The sequence below is a fragment of the Chryseobacterium sp. GP-SGM7 genome (assembly GCF_049166575.1).
In the GTDB taxonomy this organism is placed as follows: domain Bacteria; phylum Bacteroidota; class Bacteroidia; order Flavobacteriales; family Weeksellaceae; genus Chryseobacterium.
In genome coordinates this window covers 74,681-92,046 of the sequence record NZ_JBMHFF010000004.1, presented here as the reverse complement: position 1 = coordinate 92,046, position 17,366 = coordinate 74,681, and the positions used below count along the sequence as shown (strand labels likewise).

At 34.1% G+C, this 17,366-nt stretch carries 18 protein-coding genes; 4 read left to right on the top strand and 14 right to left on the bottom strand.

Annotated elements, in window-relative coordinates; genetic code table 11:
* The first annotated feature begins 102 nt into the window (after positions 1–102).
* Positions 103–1,086 carry a methylmalonyl Co-A mutase-associated GTPase MeaB gene (meaB, locus tag ACOOWA_RS15280; protein WP_421376536.1) on the top strand — a complete coding sequence of 328 codons (984 nt, stop codon included), beginning with the start codon at positions 103–105 and terminating at the stop codon, positions 1,084–1,086.
* Here the strand turns inward: meaB and ACOOWA_RS15275 are convergent.
* The gene (locus ACOOWA_RS15275; protein ID WP_421376535.1) at positions 1,083–1,628 is read right to left on the bottom strand and encodes a DUF4251 domain-containing protein; all 546 of its coding nucleotides are present in this window, start codon (positions 1,626–1,628) and stop codon (positions 1,083–1,085) included. The genes meaB and ACOOWA_RS15275 overlap by 4 nt on opposite strands.
* Positions 1,629–1,731: 103 nt before the next feature.
* Here ACOOWA_RS15275 and ACOOWA_RS15270 point away from each other — a divergent pair, with 103 nt between their 5' ends.
* Positions 1,732–2,538: a M48 family metallopeptidase gene (locus ACOOWA_RS15270; protein ID WP_421376533.1), complete on the top strand. Its 807-nt coding sequence runs from the start codon at positions 1,732–1,734 to the stop codon at positions 2,536–2,538.
* 69 nt (positions 2,539–2,607) lie between these two features.
* Positions 2,608–2,919, top strand: a complete 312-nt coding sequence (locus tag ACOOWA_RS15265) for a hypothetical protein (protein ID WP_421376532.1) — start codon at positions 2,608–2,610, stop codon at positions 2,917–2,919.
* Between the two features lie 27 nt (positions 2,920–2,946).
* Here ACOOWA_RS15265 and ACOOWA_RS15260 read toward each other — a convergent pair whose 3' ends face one another.
* The 10 genes from ACOOWA_RS15260 to ACOOWA_RS15215 all read right to left on the bottom strand — a co-directional run bounded on the left by ACOOWA_RS15260 (position 2,947) and on the right by ACOOWA_RS15215 (position 11,513).
* Positions 2,947–3,585: an outer membrane beta-barrel protein gene (locus tag ACOOWA_RS15260; protein ID WP_421376530.1), complete on the bottom strand. Its 639-nt coding sequence runs from the start codon at positions 3,583–3,585 to the stop codon at positions 2,947–2,949.
* Positions 3,569–4,384 (bottom strand): ABC transporter ATP-binding protein, encoded by an 816-nt coding sequence (locus tag ACOOWA_RS15255; RefSeq protein WP_421376528.1) that lies wholly within the window; start codon positions 4,382–4,384, stop codon positions 3,569–3,571. Before ACOOWA_RS15255 ends, ACOOWA_RS15260 begins: the two co-directional genes overlap by 17 nt.
* Positions 4,384–5,136, bottom strand: coding sequence for an MlaE family ABC transporter permease (locus ACOOWA_RS15250; protein ID WP_421376527.1), 753 nt, complete (start codon positions 5,134–5,136; stop codon positions 4,384–4,386). The genes ACOOWA_RS15255 and ACOOWA_RS15250 overlap by 1 nt, the downstream gene beginning before the upstream one ends.
* A gap of 61 nt (positions 5,137–5,197) precedes the next feature.
* Complete coding sequence (locus ACOOWA_RS15245; RefSeq protein WP_421376525.1) at positions 5,198–6,568, bottom strand: exopolysaccharide biosynthesis polyprenyl glycosylphosphotransferase; 1,371 nt, start codon at positions 6,566–6,568, stop codon at positions 5,198–5,200.
* Positions 6,569–6,605: 37 nt separating this feature from the next.
* A complete protein-coding gene (locus ACOOWA_RS15240) occupies positions 6,606–7,235 on the bottom strand; it encodes a 7-carboxy-7-deazaguanine synthase QueE (RefSeq protein ID WP_421376523.1) in 630 nt (209 codons plus the stop codon).
* A 50-nt stretch (positions 7,236–7,285) separates the two neighbouring features.
* Positions 7,286–8,170 carry a bifunctional 5,10-methylenetetrahydrofolate dehydrogenase/5,10-methenyltetrahydrofolate cyclohydrolase gene (locus ACOOWA_RS15235; RefSeq protein ID WP_421376521.1) on the bottom strand — a complete coding sequence of 295 codons (885 nt, stop codon included), beginning with the start codon at positions 8,168–8,170 and terminating at the stop codon, positions 7,286–7,288.
* 32 nt (positions 8,171–8,202) lie between these two features.
* Positions 8,203–8,493, bottom strand: a complete 291-nt coding sequence (locus ACOOWA_RS15230) for a type II toxin-antitoxin system RelE/ParE family toxin (RefSeq protein WP_421376519.1) — start codon at positions 8,491–8,493, stop codon at positions 8,203–8,205.
* Positions 8,483–8,701 carry a hypothetical protein gene (locus tag ACOOWA_RS15225; protein WP_421376517.1) on the bottom strand — a complete coding sequence of 73 codons (219 nt, stop codon included), beginning with the start codon at positions 8,699–8,701 and terminating at the stop codon, positions 8,483–8,485. The genes ACOOWA_RS15230 and ACOOWA_RS15225 overlap by 11 nt, the downstream gene beginning before the upstream one ends.
* A 40-nt stretch (positions 8,702–8,741) precedes the next feature.
* Positions 8,742–10,382, bottom strand: a complete 1,641-nt coding sequence (gene pgi / locus ACOOWA_RS15220; protein ID WP_421376515.1) for a glucose-6-phosphate isomerase — start codon at positions 10,380–10,382, stop codon at positions 8,742–8,744.
* A 219-nt stretch (positions 10,383–10,601) separates the two neighbouring features.
* Positions 10,602–11,513, bottom strand: coding sequence for a DUF4349 domain-containing protein (locus ACOOWA_RS15215; protein ID WP_421376513.1), 912 nt, complete (start codon positions 11,511–11,513; stop codon positions 10,602–10,604).
* A 204-nt stretch (positions 11,514–11,717) separates the two neighbouring features.
* Between ACOOWA_RS15215 and ACOOWA_RS15210 the strand changes: the two genes are divergently transcribed.
* Positions 11,718–13,076, top strand: coding sequence for an acyl-CoA dehydrogenase family protein (locus ACOOWA_RS15210; RefSeq protein ID WP_421376511.1), 1,359 nt, complete (start codon positions 11,718–11,720; stop codon positions 13,074–13,076).
* 94 nt (positions 13,077–13,170) lie between these two features.
* Here the strand turns inward: ACOOWA_RS15210 and ACOOWA_RS15205 are convergent, their stop codons facing one another.
* The 3 genes from ACOOWA_RS15205 to lon form a co-directional block, all read right to left on the bottom strand.
* The gene (locus ACOOWA_RS15205; protein WP_421376509.1) at positions 13,171–13,548 is read right to left on the bottom strand and encodes a MauE/DoxX family redox-associated membrane protein; all 378 of its coding nucleotides are present in this window, start codon (positions 13,546–13,548) and stop codon (positions 13,171–13,173) included.
* 97 nt (positions 13,549–13,645) lie between these two features.
* A complete protein-coding gene (locus ACOOWA_RS15200) occupies positions 13,646–14,758 on the bottom strand; it encodes an AI-2E family transporter (RefSeq protein WP_421376507.1) in 1,113 nt (370 codons plus the stop codon).
* Between the two features lie 72 nt (positions 14,759–14,830).
* Entirely contained in the window at positions 14,831–17,239 is a 2,409-nt protein-coding gene (gene lon, locus ACOOWA_RS15195; RefSeq protein ID WP_421376506.1) for an endopeptidase La, read from the bottom strand.
* Between the last annotated feature and the right edge of the window lie 127 nt (positions 17,240–17,366).

The window sequence follows — 17,366 nt, the reverse complement described above, 5'->3', positions numbered from 1 at the left end:
ATCAATTTTGCAGGCGATTGTTACCAAGATGTTTAATTTAGAAGCATTAAAATTAACGAACTTTTACTCGGATTTTGAAGCTTATTTTATATTTTTGAATTAATGAAAATTTCAACGGAAGACTTTATTAATGGTATTAAATCAGGCAACAAACGTCTGATTGCGAAAGCCATAACTTTAGTTGAAAGTATAAAACCGGAACACCGAAATCAGGCAGAAGACCTTCTGAAAAAAATTCTTCCTTTAACCGGAAAATCAATACGGGTGGGAATTACGGGAGTTCCCGGAGCGGGAAAATCTACTTTTATCGAAAATTTTGGTAGACTTGCAATTTCACAAGGAAAGAAAGTGGCGGTTTTAGCCATTGATCCAAGTTCTGCCATCAACAAAGGAAGTATTTTAGGCGATAAAACCAGAATGGAAGAATTGGCAAAAGAAGAAAATGCTTTCATTCGTCCATCCCCAAGTTCAGGTTTTTTGGGTGGTGTTGCCAATACCACTTTTGAAACGATGATGATTTGCGAAGCGGCAGGTTATGATTATATTCTAATTGAAACTGTTGGAGTGGGGCAGTCTGAAGTTTTGGTTGCCGATATTACGGATGTTTTTTTATTTCTAAAAATTATCGGTGGCGGAGACGAACTTCAGGGCATCAAACGCGGAATTATGGAAATGGTAGACGTAATTTTCATTAATAAAGTTGAAGAATCTAATCTTCAGAAAGCAAAAAATACTAAACTAGAACTAAAGCGTGCCTTAGATTTTCTTCCATTAAAAGAAAAAGACTGGAAAGTTCCCGTTTTATTGGGTTCGGCTTTAAATAATAAAGGTTTGAATGAAGTTTATCAAAAAATTGATGAATTTATCTCTTTAAAAAAGAAAACAAAACGTTTTGATGAGGTTAGAACGCAACAATCTGAAAAACGCTTTGAATATTGGGTTCAGGAATATATTCTGAGCATAATGAAGAAAGATGATTTCGTAGAAGAAGCGTATATTCAGCATAAAAAAAATGCTTCAGACTTGATTTCCAATCCAAGTACTGAAGCAAAATTATTTGTAGAAAAATTCCTTAAGAAAAATTAAAGCTTCTCTTTTTCTTTTATTTCTTCGTTTTTAGAGATGTAACCATCATAAGAAATGGGCTGTCTGTCATTACTTCTGACAGATGTTGAAGCCTTTCCGTTTTTAAAAATTTCAATATTGATATCGCTTACATTTTTCACATCATTCGGTTTTATTTTATACACCCAATTTCCTTTTTTGCTGCGGGATTTTGTAAGTGTATAATCTTTAGAAATAAATCTGTAACTGTTATCTGTTGTTCCGTAATTTGGGTTGAAAGTTCTGCCAAAATAAGGTAATACAACATCCAAATTATTTTTTTTAATTTCTATAGAATATCCTTCCCCCGATAAATCAAAAATCCTTTGACCCGCTGCATTGGGCATAGAATTGGCAATATTAACGACATCCTGATTCATAGGAAAAGCTCTGTCTGCATGAAATGTGAATTCATCCGAACTTACCAGATTATTTACTGTTTGTGGATCAGTCTTTTGCGCAGTGCAGTTTTGAAAAAACAAGATAATGGTACAGGCTGATATGATTTTTATATAATTTTTCATGATACTAAAATTAGTAATTATTGATATCAAAATACGTGCAAAAATAAATATTAATATTTTTTTGGAATAGAAATTGTTAAGGTTCAAATATAATAAGCAAATTATGAAAATTACTCATCTTTTAGGAATAGGTGCAATTGCTTTAACAGTAGCTGCATGTACAACGAATCCGATGACCGGTAGAAAGTCTTTACAAATTGGAACCTTAAATTCTGAAATTACAGCAAGTGCGGTTCAACAATATCAACAGACTCTGAAAGAGTCGAAAGTGGTGACCGGAGCTCAAGCTACAATGGTAAAAAAAGTTGGAAATAGAATCAAAACTGCGGCCGAAAAATATTATGCAAGTATAGGTAGAAGTGCCGATCTTTCCGGATATCAGTGGGAGTTTAATCTTCTTCAGGATAACCAAATTAACGCATGGTGTATGCCGGGCGGAAAAGTGGCCGTTTACACAGGAATTCTTCCAATCACAAAAGATGAGACAGGACTTGCTGTAGTAATGGGACATGAAGTTTCTCACGCTTTAGCGGGTCACGGAAATGAAAGAATTTCGCAGGCAATGGTTGCACAATATGGCGGTCAGATTTTGGGAGGGTCAATCTCAAATGGACAACTAGCAAAGGTGTTTGAAGCAGCTTACCCAATAGGTTCTCAGGTTGCACTTTTAAAATATGGCAGAACCCAAGAGTCTGAAGCTGATGAAATGGGTTTAAATTTAATGGCGATTGCAGGATATGATCCAAAACAGGCAATTCCTTTCTGGAGCAGAATGGAAGCTGCATCTTCGGGAGCAAGACAACCAGAGTTTTTATCGACTCACCCAAGTCCGCAAACGAGAATAAGTGACATACAAAAAGATTTACCCAAAGCTTTGGAGTATTACAGAGCTGCAGGTGGAAAAGGATAATTTATATTAAAACTTAAACCCTTTCTTAATTAAAGTGAGTAAAGGGTTTTTAATTCTAAAAATTTATATATGAAAAGTCTATCAGTAATCGGAATAATACTTCTTGCAGTATCGGCTTTATTATTTTATCTCACGACAGATTTTACCGTGGAAAAAATAACTATTTCTCACATCATGGGAGTAATGGCAGGAATCGGAATAGGTTTAATATTCGGCGGAATGGTAGGTTATGTAAGTAAGGGCAGTGCTATAAAAGCTGAGGCAAAAAGAAAAGAGTTTTTGCAACTACAAAAAGATAAAGTGGAGCTTGAAAAACAGGCTTTGGAAATTGAAAAACGCAAGGCTGAGCTTGAACAGCAAAATGAAAATCCTCAAATTTAATTTGAGGATTTTTTTATGAGTTTATTATTAGAATTTATATCCTAAACCTAATAAAAATAAGCTTGATCTGTTATCATAATCAATTTCCTGGCTTGATCCGGCTATATTATTGATGAATTTTCTCTGATCTTTAGAAAACGCTCCTTCATATCTTGCCGAAAGAATAATTTTCTTTATTTCACTCTGTACACCTAATTGATATCCTACCGTGAATTCCTTAGCATCAACTTTCTGAACGAAATTATCAAAATTATCGCTTTTTGCTAAATTGAAACTTCCAACAGGCCCTGCATAAGCACTTAATAAGTTTCCTAATACATTTACACCAACCAAAACCGGGATGTCTACTCTGCTGTTTTTAGCTTTAATGGTCGTTTGAGCTGCATTTACATCATTTTGAACGGTAACTTCATTGCTGAAATTGGTATAATAAATTTCCGGCATTAAATATAATGCGGTTGGCAAATCTATTTTTAAAGATAAACCCACATTGAAACCCGTGATATTCTTTCCATTCTGTTCTACAGTATTTGATGCTGCAGTTTTAAAATTTTTCCAAGAAGCGGAACTTGTAGGTATTGCTACGTTAGCTTTTGCTGCAAGAGAAATCTGTGCCGAAGCAAAAAACGAGAAACTTATGAATGCTGCACTAATTATTTTTTTCATTGTCGTCAATTTTTGTAATTGTATTTTCAATAGTTTTATTATTCTCTAATAAATACTCTCTCAATTCTTTAAACAGTTCTGATGAATAAACGAAATCGATCAGATTTTTATTTCCTGCGGTAATAAGAACGTCTTTATTTCCTTCCCATTCTTTTATGCCTAATCTGAGATAAACAATTTTTTCCCCGATCGTCATCACAGAGTTCATATCATGCGTATTAATAATCGTAGTGGTATTGTATTCCTTGGTGATTTCAAGCAGTAGATCATCAATTACATTTGATGTATATGGATCTAAGCCTGAATTCGGTTCATCACAAAAAAGGTATTTCGGGTGATTCACAATGGCTCTTGCAATGGCTACACGCTTTTGCATTCCTCCTGAAATTTCTGATGGAAATTTTCTGTTTGCTTTATCTAAATGTACTCTTCCAATTACTTCAAAAACTCTTCGTTTTTTTTCTCTGAAAGTAAGATTGGTAAACATATCAAGCGGAAACATAATGTTTTCTTCCACCGTTAAAGAATCAAACAGAGCACTTCCCTGAAAAAGTGTTCCGATTTCAGAGCGTAAATGCTGCTTTTCTTCACGGTTCATGATATTAATGTCTCTGCCGTCAAACAAAATTTCTCCTGATGAAGGCTGGTAAACATTCAATAAGCTTTTTAGGAAAACTGTTTTTCCGGATCCACTTTGCCCGATGATAAGGTTTGCTTTTCCTTTTTCGAAAGTTGTTGAAATTCCTTTAAGCACTTCAACATCACCAAAACTTTTTTTAAGATTTTTTACCTCAATCATCAGCTTAATATTAATTGTGTTAAAAGTAATTCAGAAATAATGATGAAAACCATCGTCCAAACCACCGCTTGTGTACTTGCTCTACCGACTTCCAATGAACCACCTTTCACAAAATATCCGAAATAAGAAGGAACAGTGGCAATCACAAATGCAAAAACAATGGTTTTAGTAAATGCGTAGTATATGAAAAGGTTTGGCATATACATCTGGATTCCGGTGATGTAATCTGCAGTCGTCCAGCTTCCTGTAATAATTCCGGCAAGATAACCGCCTCCAATACCAAAAACGATACTGATCGCAATTAAAATAGGGTTAAAAATTAAGCACGCAATAATTTTAGGTAAAATTAAGAAATTGGGAGAGTTTACTCCCATAATATCTAAAGCGTCGATCTGCTCGGAAACTCTCATTGTACCGATTGTAGATGCAATATATGATCCTACTTTTCCTGCTAAAATCAAACTGATAATTGTTGGTGCAAATTCCAAAATTAAAACCGCTTTCGTTGCATATCCTACAAAAGCCGGTGGAATAGGGAATGATGAAGCATCAAAATTATTAAACATCTGAATTGCCACAACTGCACCCACAAATATAGATGTAAATATTACCAACCCAAAAGAATTGACTCCCAAATCGTTTATTTCACGCATAAACAGTTTCCAGAAAACTCTCATTTTCTGAGGCTTTTGGATAGATTTACCGATAAGAATCATATATTCTCCTACCGCTGTAAAAAACTTTTTTAACATGCTGCTAAATTAGACTATTTTTATTTAATTAAACCAACGTTGAAGTCGGCTGATATTAAGCTTATTTTGCGTTTTTATCTCCTTTTATAACCAGTAAAATAGTTTTTAAGATAATTACTAGATCTAAAACAAAACTCCAGTTTCTTACGTAAAATGCATCAGCCAAAATACGTTTGCTCATTTCAATTTCAATGTCTCCTGCATCTCCTCTCAAACCATTTACTTGTGCTAAACCGGTAATTCCGGGATTGGTGTGACTTCTCAAACTGTATCTTCCGATTTTAGGTTTATAATAATTATCAACCGCCAACATATGTGGTCTTGGTCCTACTACAGACATTTCGCCTTTTAAAACATTGATAAACTGCGGCATTTCATCAAGACTTGTTTTTCTTAAAAACTTCCCGATTTTTGTTATTCTTGAATCATTCTCACTCGTTGTTTTCTTCATTGAATCTTCATTCACAATCATCGTTCTGAATTTGATGCAATTGAAAACCTCTTCATGGAAACCATACCTCTTTTGAACAAAAAAAACAGGACCTTTAGAACCTCTTTTAATTAAAAAAGCGATTAATGGAAATAACCACGAACAGATAAATAGCAAAATAAAGACCGAAAAAATCAGATCAAATATTCTTTTCAATAAATAGTTAGAATAATAATCTAATGGATGTTTTGTTTGCGTTAAAACAGGCTGTGTCTGAATGTAGTCTAAATCATAAAAGAAAAAATTATTCTTAGAAATATTAGGAATTAAAGAAATATGAACTTTATTCGCTTCGGCTAATCTGAAAATTTTATCCTGCATTTCTTCGTCAAACGAATTTTCGGTAGGAAGGAATAAAGTGTGAATTCCGTTTTTTTTCCAAAAATCAACCAGTTTTTCAGGATAAATTTCAGAAGAATTGTAGCCGAATATTTTGTAGCCGAAATCTTTTCTCTCTTCAATTATCTTTTTTAATACCTCTGTAGAGTTATTTTCGCTCAAAAACATCACATTCCTGTGGTTGATTCCCATTGTACGAAAGTGCCTTATCAAAAAATAAACAGCCGACTTTAGTAAAAATATGAAACAGAAAAGATAAAGTGATAACCAGGTTAATTCTGAACCAAAAAACTGATTGCTGCTAACTTTTCGTATAAGAACCAAACCGATTATAAACAATAAAAAATGTATAATAACACGTTCTACAAACAAAATGTAAGTGAGATTTCTGGAGATATTATAAATTTTTGTTCTGCCGCTCAACAAAACCCAAAATGAAACAACCAAAAGCAGGGGAAAAGAATTTTCGTACCAAATATCCTGATTATGAACCAGATCACGGTTTGTATTGATAAAATAGAATACAAAAACCCCTGCAATAACCAGAAGGTCGAGCAAAATGATTAAGGATTTCAGATATCGGGAATATCGTATTCTTTGCATTAATCTTTAATAGAACGCAGAAGCTAATATAAGAATTTTATGGAATATTCAAGTATTTATGGGTTTGAACAGACGCCTGCCAACGAGGATTTGCCAAAATAAAGTCTGTCATTTTCGGATACATTTCATCACGTTTGCTCCATTCGCTCTGAAGATATAATCTGCAGTTTTCTGAAACTTTTGCAGCCTGTTCCTGAGCAAATTTAAAATCGTTATTGTTAAAAATAATTACTTTCAGTTCGTGAGCATTGTGATAGACTTCTTCTTTTGGCAAGCCTGTTTTTTTCGGTGAAAGCGTAATCCAGTCTAATTCTCCACTCATCGGATAAGCTCCTGAAGTTTCAATGTGAATGGTACATCCCAATTCTTTTAATTTTGAAGTTAAAATATCAAGATTCCACATTAAAGGTTCGCCACCTGTTAAGACAATTGTTTTACAATGTTTTGCTGCAGTTTCTGCGATTTCCTCAGCATTCATTAAAGGGTGAAGATTAGGATCCCAGCTTTCTTTCACGTCGCACCAATGACAACCTACGTCACAACCTCCTAATCTGATGAAATATGCTGCTTTTCCTGTATGAGCACCTTCTCCCTGAATAGTGTAAAAATGCTCCATCACCGGGAGCATTTTACCTTCTTTTAATAATATATCTTCTACTAAATCCATTTTGTTATTCCAAACCTTCAAGGTTTCAAAAACCTTGAAGGTTTAATTAATTAATCGTTGTAAACCGAAGTTTTGTAAGCAATGATGGTATTTTTCATCAGCATTGCTCTTGTCATAGGACCTACTCCTCCCGGAACCGGTGTAATCCAGCTTGCTTTTGCAGAACAACTGTCAAAATCTACGTCACCTGCCAAATAATATCCTTTTACAGAATCGTCATCAACTCTCGTAATACCTACGTCAACGATTACTGCTCCGTCTTTGATCATTTCACCTTTCAAAAAGTGAGGGTCACCTAAAGCTGTAATCACAATGTCTGCTTTTCGGGTGTATTCTTCGATGTCTTTTGTGTAAGAGTGTGTTAAAGTAACCGTTGAGTTTCCCGGAAAATCTTTTCTTCCCATTAGAATGCTCATCGGTCTTCCCACAATTTTACTTCTTCCGATGATTACGCAGTCTTTACCTTTTGTTTCGATATTATATCTTTCCAGTAAAGTTAAAATTCCGAATGGAGTAGCAGGCAGGAAAGTATCCATTTCCAAGGCCATTTTTCCAAAATTGGTAGGATGGAAACCGTCAACATCTTTCCGTGGATCAATCGCGTTGATAATTTTCTCCTGATCGATTTGATCTGGTAAAGGCAACTGAACGATAAATCCGTCAACTGCTTTAGATTTATTCAATTCATCAATTTTCTCCAACAATTCAGATTCTGAAACTGTGCTTGAAAATTTTATTAAGCTTGATTGAAAACCAACTTCTTCACAGTCTTTCACTTTTGCATTGACATAAGCTTTACTTGCCCCGTTGTTCCCAACAAGAATAGCCACCAAATGCGGAGCTCTTCTTTTGCTTTCTAAGATTTTATCAACTTCAACCTTTATTTCTGCTTTTATTTCTTTGGAAACTTTTAATCCGTCAAGAATTTCTGCCATTTTTACTTTTATTACTTTTTTATTATTAGATTTTAAGGATATTTTTCTGGATTCTGATGGGTGCAGAAAACAGAGAGGATATTTACAATGTTTTCTTTTTCATCAACATCAAATAAAACTAAATAAGGCAGTTTCTTTAAAGGAATTGCTCTTACATCTCTATATTTAACTGCAAAAAAAGGATTTATTTGTAAAGATTTATAAGCATCAAATAATTTCTTCCTAAAACTTTTAGCTGCAGATTGAGATTGCAGTTTATAATATTTAATGGCTTCATCAATATTATTGTTTGCAATGGGAGAAACTAAAATTTTAAATGCCATATTTTTCTGAAATTTCCTTTAGAGATTCGAATGCATCTACAAACTGTGATCTGTCTTGTTGTAAAGCATTATCAATCACCCTTTTCATTTCTTCCGTTAATTCAAAGTCTTCCTCGTTTTTTTCAAAGCTGATTTTCATTTTTTTTAAAAGATTCTCCATTAAGGTTTCTTCTTCCTTATTTTTCAGATGTATTGTAATGGTACTCATATCTTTTATTTTTATCAAAATTAATGAAAATCCGCAAGAATTATTTATTCGATTTATAATAATTAATCAACCCGTTTGTTGAAGAATCGTGGGAGCTAACTGTCTCATTATTTTCAAGTTCTGGAAGGATTTTATTGGCTAAAACCTTTCCTAACTCCACACCGAACTGATCGAAACTGAAAATATTCCAAATTACACCCTGAACGAAAATTTTATGCTCATATAAAGCAATTAATTGACCTAATGAAAAGGGAGTTAATTCATTGAAAATTATTGAGTTAGTTGGCGTATTTCCGTGGAAGACTTTATAATTTAATAAGAAGTCGATTTCTTCCTCAGATTTTCCTGAAGCTTGTAATTCTGTTTCCACTTCTTCTTCATTTTTACCAAAAGCCAATGCTTCTGTCTGAGCGAAAAAATTGGCTAATAATTTATCCTGATGATCAGAAACTTTATTCGGGCTTTTTGCGTAGGCAATAAAATCCGCAGGAATTAATTCTGTTCCCTGGTGAATCAGCTGATAGAATGCGTGTTGTCCGTTGGTTCCAGGTTCGCCCCAAATAATTGGTCCCGTTTCATATTCTACAAACTCACCGTTTCTGTCGACACATTTTCCGTTGCTTTCCATATCACCTTGTTGAAGATAGGCTGCGAATCTGTCTAAATATTGAGAATATGGAAGAATTGCATGCGTTGTAGCTGCGTAAAAATTACGATACCAGATTCCTAAAAGTCCCATCAAAACAGGAATGTTTTCAGAAAAATCTGCAGTTTGGAAATGTTGGTCTGTATTTTCAGCACCTTTTAACAATTGCTCAAAATTTTCATAACCAACTGCAAGTACTATACTCAAACCAATCGCACTCCACAAAGAATATCTTCCGCCAACCCAATCCCAGAATTCGAAGATGTTTTCTTCTGCAATTCCGAAGTCTTTAACGGCTTGAACGTTAGTTGATAAAGCTACAAAATGCTTTGCTACGTCTTCCTGTTTTCCGGCTTTTAAAAACCAGTCTTTCGCAGAATTGGCATTGGTCATTGTTTCCTGGGTCGTAAAAGTTTTGGAAGCAATTATGAATAAAGTGGTTTCAGGGTTTAAGTTTTTTACTACTTCAGCAATATGATTTCCGTCTACATTAGAAACAAAATGTACATTTAATCTTGTTTTAAAATGTTTTAAAGCAGAAACTATCATTACGGGGCCCAAATCGGAACCTCCAATCCCGATATTCACAATATCTGTAATTTCCTTTCCGCTAAAACCTTTATGATTTCCTGAAATTATGCTTTCAGAAAAAGACTTCATGTGATCTAAAACTCTTTTGATCTGAGGTTTTATGTTTTCACCGTCAACCAAGATCTCTTTATCAGAAAAATCTCTTAAAGCTGTATGCAAAACCGCTCTTCCTTCTGTTTCGTTGATTTTATCACCTGAAAACATTTTAGAAATAGCATCCTTCAACTGACATTCTTCTGCAAGATTTAACAATAATTCTTTTGTTTTCGCATCAATTAAATTTTTAGAATAATCAAATAAAAAATTGTCTTTTTTAATTGAAAACTCTTCAAAACGGTTCGGATTATATTGAAAAAGACTTCTCAGTTCAAAATCGTTGTCCCCGAAATGTTCATCAAGTGTTTTCCAGCTGTTGGTTTGTGTAGGATTTATTTTAGATAGCATATTTAAAGTTTGTAAAGAATTTTTAATAAAAATTAGAATAAATTTCGATAAAATCCGTGTTGTTAAATTATGATTTGCAAATTTACGGAATTTTCGTGCAATGATGTTAATTGTGAATTAAAAATCGATTTAACTAAAATAATGGCGGTAAAAATAAAACCTCTGCAAAAAGCAGAGGTTCAAAAGTATATATAGATAACCAGAAGGTTAGATTGCCATTTATTTTTCAGAAGTTTTAATTATCTCTTTATTAGATTTGTTTTTTCGGTAAAAGTAAAATACCACACCGCCAATTATTAATAATGGCCAGATTACAATCAGTCCGATAATAAGTCTTTGAATTAAATAATATCCTTCTATAAAAGCGTTTTTTGCACTGTAAAAGAAATCAAATTTATATTTATTATCAATATTTGTAGAGTTTGTCACTGCGATTTCGGCAATTCGAAGTTTGGGTTCTTTTATATAAATATCAACGGTACTGTATTTTAAATGATCTGTTACATCAAGATTAGCGAGTTGTTGTAGGTTGTTTTCGGACATATTTTGATCACTCAATTTCACTTTGTCTTTTGTGGTTTTAAGCTCAGAGATATTTTCTCCGGTTTTCTTTATTCTTTTACCTTCCATTTCAGCATATTTAATGCTTGAAGTCACATCTTCTGCACTGATAATTCTTGAATTCAGGAAAAGTTTTTTATCATTAATTAATGTTAAAAGTTCACCTAATTTTTCGGTGGGAACTCTTACCTGCATAGAATTTTCAGTCTGATATTTTTTTACAAGCGTTGCGTTTTCGTCGGAAGTGTTGTAAGTTTCTTCAGAAATTACTCTGCTATGTAAATTACTGTTTGTAACGAATCCTCCCAATTCCTGAACCGATTTTTCGATAGAAATTGTTGCATCATAAACATCTTTTACTTCCATATTCACATTGGCAGTTTTGATAAATTGTTTTTCTTTCATTGTCATCGTTGCAACTGATGAAACACTGTCGGAAATATTTACCGAAACCGAATCTGTAGATGTCGATAAGGCGTAGTCACTTGTTATTGTTTCACCTTTTTTACAGGAGTAAATTCCTAAAAAAATTGCTGTTGCAATACATAATTTGATGTAGGTCGTTTTCATAATATTTGATTTTAATGTTTTTGCTTAAACCAAAGTTCCATCAGAATGTTTTGTAATATTTGAATATTTGAGGTAAACATTTTGTAAATAAATAATTGAATTTAAATAGCTGCAATACAGTTAATTGTAAAGCTTTCTAAGTTGTGCGAGTGGTATTTCGGATTGATTTTTGCTGATGATTTACAAAATTAAATCTCAAATAATATGTCTAAAACTTTTTCTAAAATCAGAAACGCTATAGAATTATTTAAATCAATTGATTTTGATCAGCTCGGGGAAATTTCTCAAAAAGTAAATCTTCCAAAATTGATGGAGAATTTTTCCAAACTTGATGAGAAACAGCTCAAAGGAATGATGAAAATGCTCGATCCGAATAAGAAAAAGAAAGAGCTTCCGCCTATTGATGGCGATTTTTACGACATTTACCACACTTTGACTCCTGAGCAAAGAGAAGTTCAGCTGAAAGTAAGAGCGTTTATGGAAAAAGAAGTAAAACCTCTGGTGAATCATTACTGGTTGAGAGACGAATTTCCGCATGAATTAATTCCTAAATTCCAAAAATTAGATATTTGCGGAGTAACATATGAAGGATACGGCTGCAAGGGAATGCCTTTTTTAATGGAAGGTGTCATTGCTATGGAAATGGCTAGAATTGATGCATCCATCGCAACATTTTTTGGTGTACAGTCTGGTTTGGCGATGGGTTCGATATACATTTGCGGCTCGGAAGAACAAAAACAAAAATGGCTTCCTCAAATGCAGAAGTTCGAAAAAATAGGAGCTTTTGGTTTGACAGAGCCGGAAGTGGGTTCCGGAGCAGCGGGAGGATTAACGGTTACCTGCAAAAAAACTCCTGAAGGCTGGATTTTAAACGGAGAAAAAAAATGGATTGGAAATGCCACTTTTGCCGACATAATTATTATTTGGGCAAGAGATTTAGATGACGGCGAAGTAAAAGGTTTTATCGTTGAAAAAGATAATCCCGGGTTTTCAGTGGAAAAAATAAAAGGAAAAATGGCATTAAGGATCGTTCAGAATGGACTGATTACTTTAAAAGATTGCTTGGTTACAGAAGAAAACCGTCTTCAGAATGCCAATTCATTTAAAGACACTGCGAAAGTTTTGAGAATGACAAGAGCCGGAGTTGCCTGGATGGCGACAGGTTGCGCAAGAGGAGCTTACGAAAGCGCTTTGCAGTATACAAGAACACGGGAACAATTTGGAAAGCCTATTGCTTCTTTTCAAATGATTCAGGGGCATTTGGTAGAGATGCTTTCTAATTTAACGGCTATGCAAACAATGGTTTTCCGGCTTTCTGAAATGCAGGATGAAGGAATTTTAAAAGACGAACACGCTTCGTTAGCGAAAGTTTTCTGTACCATGAGAACGAGAGATGTCGTTTCGAGAGCACGAGAAGTAATGGGCGGAAACGGAATTTTACTTGAATATGATGTTGCAAGATTCGTTGCCGATGCAGAAGCAATTTATTCTTACGAAGGAACGAAAGAAATCAATTCACTGATTGTTGGTCGTTCTATTACCGGATTCAGTGCGTTTGTATAAGATAATGTGAATGGTCAATTGTTAATTCGCTTTGCTTGTCAATTTTTAAATATTCACTTGCGAAGCAAAATTCACTATTGACCATTGACTTTTTCTATTTCAACAAAGCTTTATATTTGTCTTTATTATCGATAATCATCCAAATATTGATAAGGAAAAGAACTCCTGCAATCGACATTCCCATTTGGGATTTGTCTATTGTGAATACGTGAAGAACAATTCCGACCATTACCGGCAAAATTACTATTGCTCCTAAAGCTCTGGTTTTTGGGAAAATAAATAGTAACCCCCCAATCACTTCAACGGCTCCGACTAATGGCATTAGCCAGTGCAATTGATTAAATGCGTCGAAAATTTTCATTTGCTCCGGAGTAAGTTTTGGCATTGGCATATAATGTAGAAATTTATCTAACCCTGCATTGATAAACATTAATCCGAATAAAAGACTGATAATGAATTTGATAATTTTCATGAAATTGAATTTTTATTAAATTTAAATAAAATTTCAATTCATTGTTCGAAAAATATTAAAAATTAAAATTCATCAAAAATTGCTCATTGCTAATGTCCTAATCCATTTCCTTCAAAGTAATATTCTTAGAAATCTTGTAGCTTTTCTTTTTCTTGTTTGGTTTTTCATCTTCACCGAGAAGTTTTCCCCAAGGTTGTAAACCTTCCACTCTTTCAAAAATAATTTTAATAATAGCAATTGCAGGAATGCACAGAAACATACCTGAAATCCCCCAAAGATGTTCGCCTACAAGAATTCCGATAAAAGAAAATAATGCGTTGATTTTTACTTTTGAACCAACCACAAATGGAAGAACAATATTTCCATCAATCACATGAACGATCACATAGCCGATCGCGACATAAATGCAGGTTGAGATGCTTCCCGTAGCAAATGCGATAAAACATGAAATAATTAGCGAAATACAAATTCCGATGTAAGGAATAACGTTAAGTAAGCCTGTTAAAACGCCTAATAAAATGGCATATTTTACGCCTAAAATAGTTAGAACTATTGTTGTAAGAACAGAAACTATAATTACCTGAAGGCACAATCCGATAATATATCTTTTCGTCATAATTCTGACTTCTGATACTACTTCCTGAACGCTCGCTTTATGTTTTTCATTGAAAACATTAACGATGAAGTTGTTTAAAATCCTTCTGTAATTTAATATAAAAATGAAAAATAAAATGAAAAATGCCAAAAATCCCAAGCTTGAAGAAAAAATTCCGAAAGTAAATCCTAAAATCACTCCTGATGAAGATAAAAGTTTGCTTAAACCTTGATCTAAATAATCAAGTTGCTCATCTATTTTCACATTGAAAGTATGCGAAACCCAGGTCTGCAGATTATGAAATACCAAATTAAACTGTTTCGTTAAATGCGGAATATCTCTGCTGAAACTTGAAATCTGTGACCCGAAAAAGAACATCATTCCCGTTAAAATAACCAGCAGCATCGTCACCGAAACAATGGTGGAAATTGACCTTGGAAGCATCAATTTTCGTTCTAAAAAATTAGCAATTGGTAAAAAAAGCATTGCCATTAAGAATGCTAAAAAGAATGGTGCCAAAATGCTCTGTCCTAAATGAATAAGATAACCGATTCCGATAATAGATATGATTGCTAAAGCTAGTTTTGGGAGAAAAGGAAGTTTAAAAAAGTTCATGGTAAAGTTTTTTTCTACACATAACAAAAACCTCACCGTTTCCGATGAGGTTATAGATTTATGAATAAAAAATTATTTTTCGATAGCTAATTCAAGGACTTCATTCATCCAGCTTACATAGTTTACCTTCAGGTTTTTCAGGTAATCATGTTTGATTTCTTCTACGTCTTTTCTGTTGGCTTCACACAAAATCACTTCTTTTATTCCTGCTCTTGTTGCGGCTAATAATTTCTCTTTGATTCCGCCTACCGGTAGCACTTTTCCACGTAATGTAATTTCTCCGGTCATCGCAAGATGAGGTCTTACCTTTTTGTTTTTAAATGTAGAAACCATAGAAGTTAACATGGCAATTCCCGCTGAAGGTCCGTCTTTTGGCGTTGCGCCTTCAGGAACGTGTACGTGAATGTTTTTCTTTTCCAAATCATCTTCGCTGATGCCTAAATCTTCATGTTTCGCTTTAATATATTCCAAAGCAATGGTTGCAGATTCTTTCATCACGGTTCCCAGGTTTCCGGTCATCGTAAGATTTCCTTTTCCGTTACTGATTAAGCTTTCAATGAATAAAATATCTCCACCAACGCTTGTCCACGCCAAACCGGTTACAACTCCGGGAACATCCGTAAGCTCAGATAAACTTTTCGGTCTTGGAACGCCTAAAATTTCATCCACTTTATTGATGGAAATCTTAGCATCATATTCTTTTACTAAAGCAGTCTGCAACGCTACCCAACGAGCAATTCCGGCAATTCTTTTTTCTAAGCTTCTTACACCGCTTTCAGAAGTATGTGCTTCGATGATGTGTTTCAGTTCAGGATTTCCTAGCTTGAAAGATTTTGCTGTCAAACCATTTTCGTCCTGCTGTTTTTTTATTAAATGTCTCTTTGCAATCTCGATTTTTTCTTCCAGAGTATAACCTGCAATCTGAATGATTTCCATTCTGTCTAACAGCGGCGTCTGGATTGTAGAAAGTGAGTTTGCTGTTGCCAGAAACATAACTTTAGACAAATCATAGCCCAATTCAAGGAAGTTGTCATAAAAAGCATTGTTTTGTTCAGGATCAAGAACTTCAAGCAAAGCCGAACTCGGATCGCCGTGCATTCCTTTTCCTACTTTATCGATTTCATCTAAAACAATCACAGGATTTGATGTTCCTGCTTTTTTAATAGACTGAAGAATTCTTCCGGCCATTGCGCCGATATAGGTTTTTCTGTGACCACGAATTTCACTTTCGTCATGAAGTCCGCCCAGAGAAACGCGCACATATTTTCTTCCCAAAGCATCTGCAACCGATTTTCCTAAAGAAGTTTTACCAACTCCGGGAGGACCTACCAATAATAAAATTGGCGATTTCATATTATTTTTCAATTTTAAAACAGCCATATGTTCTAAAATTCTTTTTTTAATGTCTTCCAAGCCAAAATGCGCTTTATCTAAAACTTTCTGCGCTTTTTCAATATTGAAAGTATCTTTTGTAAAAGTTTCCCAAGGTAAATCTGTAAAGAAATCCAGATAATTTCTCTGAACATTATAGTCCGGTGAATTCGGATTTTGACGTTGAAGTCTGTTAATTTCCTTTTGGAAATGTTCTTCAACTTCAGGTTTCCAGTCTTTGGTGTCAGCTTTTTTAATTAAATCTTCAACATCACTTTCCGGACCGCCACCCAATTCATCCTGAATTGTTCTTATTTGCTGGTTTAAGAAGTACTCTCTCTGTTGTTTATCAAGATCTTTTGAAGTTTTCTGATGAATCTGGTTTCTCAGCTCCAGTTTTCTGAAGTCTTCATGCATCATTTCGTAGCACGTATTGGCTCTTTGCATCAGGCTTTTTTCCTCCAGAAGTTTTTGCTTTTCCGGATAGGGGAAATTGGCATTTGTACTGATGAAATTTAATAAATCGTCATTATTACTGATGTTTTTTATCGCAAAATTCGCAGCATTCGGAATGTTTGGGTCGAGCTCAATAATTTTTAAGGCCAGATCTTTTACATTTTCCAATAATGCTTCATATTCCTCTTTGTTTTTGGCCTTTATGTCTTTTAATTTAGTGATTTCAGCTTTAAAATAGGGCTTAAAATCTACGATTTTCTTGATTTTGAATCGGTGAAAACCTTTTGTGATTGCGGTAATATTTCCTTCAGGAAGTTTAATGATTTTAATAATTTTTGCTAAAGTTCCTGTCTGATAAAGATCTTTTTCGGTAGGTTGCTCAATGTCTGAGTTTTTCTGGCTTACAATACCAATGTAATCACCGTTTTGCTGAGCTTCTTCAAGGAGCTGTATTGATGTTTTTCTTCCCGCAGTAATAGGAATTACCACATTCGGGAACATTACCATATTTCTTACCGGAAGTATTGGGAATATGTCTTGATCTGAGCTTTTTTCGTTGTCAACGTTCAGGTCAGAAAGATTGATTTCTTCGGCAACAATATTAAAACCGTCGCCAAGAATATCCTCAAAATTTATATCTTCAAATTCTGTCATAATAATTCGAATGACAAATTGTCATTTTCAGTTAAATTCGTTATAATGATATTTCACAATATGCTTCAGAAAAGCATTATATATGAACTGTGCATAAATTTGTCAAGATTAATGCCATTTCTTAATC

Excerpts from the sequence above, each read along its gene's own strand:
- pgi (WP_421376515.1), bottom strand. The coding sequence starts at position 10,382 with ATGCTATCTAAAATAAATCCTACACAAACCAACAGCTGGAAAACACTT.
- ACOOWA_RS15270 (WP_421376533.1), top strand. The coding sequence starts at position 1,732 with ATGAAAATTACTCATCTTTTAGGAATAGGTGCAATTGCTTTAACAGTA.
- ACOOWA_RS15255 (WP_421376528.1), bottom strand. The coding sequence starts at position 4,384 with ATGATTGAGGTAAAAAATCTTAAAAAAAGTTTTGGTGATGTTGAAGTG.
- ACOOWA_RS15235 (WP_421376521.1), bottom strand. The coding sequence starts at position 8,170 with ATGGCAGAAATTCTTGACGGATTAAAAGTTTCCAAAGAAATAAAAGCA.
- lon (WP_421376506.1), bottom strand. The coding sequence starts at position 17,239 with ATGACAGAATTTGAAGATATAAATTTTGAGGATATTCTTGGCGACGGT.
- ACOOWA_RS15240 (WP_421376523.1), bottom strand. The coding sequence starts at position 7,235 with ATGGATTTAGTAGAAGATATATTATTAAAAGAAGGTAAAATGCTCCCG.
- ACOOWA_RS15265 (WP_421376532.1), top strand. The coding sequence starts at position 2,608 with ATGAAAAGTCTATCAGTAATCGGAATAATACTTCTTGCAGTATCGGCT.
- meaB (WP_421376536.1), top strand. The coding sequence starts at position 103 with ATGAAAATTTCAACGGAAGACTTTATTAATGGTATTAAATCAGGCAAC.
- ACOOWA_RS15200 (WP_421376507.1), bottom strand. The coding sequence starts at position 14,758 with ATGAACTTTTTTAAACTTCCTTTTCTCCCAAAACTAGCTTTAGCAATC.
- ACOOWA_RS15230 (WP_421376519.1), bottom strand. The coding sequence starts at position 8,493 with ATGGCATTTAAAATTTTAGTTTCTCCCATTGCAAACAATAATATTGAT.
- ACOOWA_RS15260 (WP_421376530.1), bottom strand. The coding sequence starts at position 3,585 with ATGAAAAAAATAATTAGTGCAGCATTCATAAGTTTCTCGTTTTTTGCT.
- ACOOWA_RS15275 (WP_421376535.1), bottom strand. The coding sequence starts at position 1,628 with ATGAAAAATTATATAAAAATCATATCAGCCTGTACCATTATCTTGTTT.
- ACOOWA_RS15210 (WP_421376511.1), top strand. The coding sequence starts at position 11,718 with ATGTCTAAAACTTTTTCTAAAATCAGAAACGCTATAGAATTATTTAAA.
- ACOOWA_RS15215 (WP_421376513.1), bottom strand. The coding sequence starts at position 11,513 with ATGAAAACGACCTACATCAAATTATGTATTGCAACAGCAATTTTTTTA.
- ACOOWA_RS15205 (WP_421376509.1), bottom strand. The coding sequence starts at position 13,548 with ATGAAAATTATCAAATTCATTATCAGTCTTTTATTCGGATTAATGTTT.
- ACOOWA_RS15225 (WP_421376517.1), bottom strand. The coding sequence starts at position 8,701 with ATGAGTACCATTACAATACATCTGAAAAATAAGGAAGAAGAAACCTTA.
- ACOOWA_RS15250 (WP_421376527.1), bottom strand. The coding sequence starts at position 5,136 with ATGTTAAAAAAGTTTTTTACAGCGGTAGGAGAATATATGATTCTTATC.
- ACOOWA_RS15245 (WP_421376525.1), bottom strand. The coding sequence starts at position 6,568 with ATGCAAAGAATACGATATTCCCGATATCTGAAATCCTTAATCATTTTG.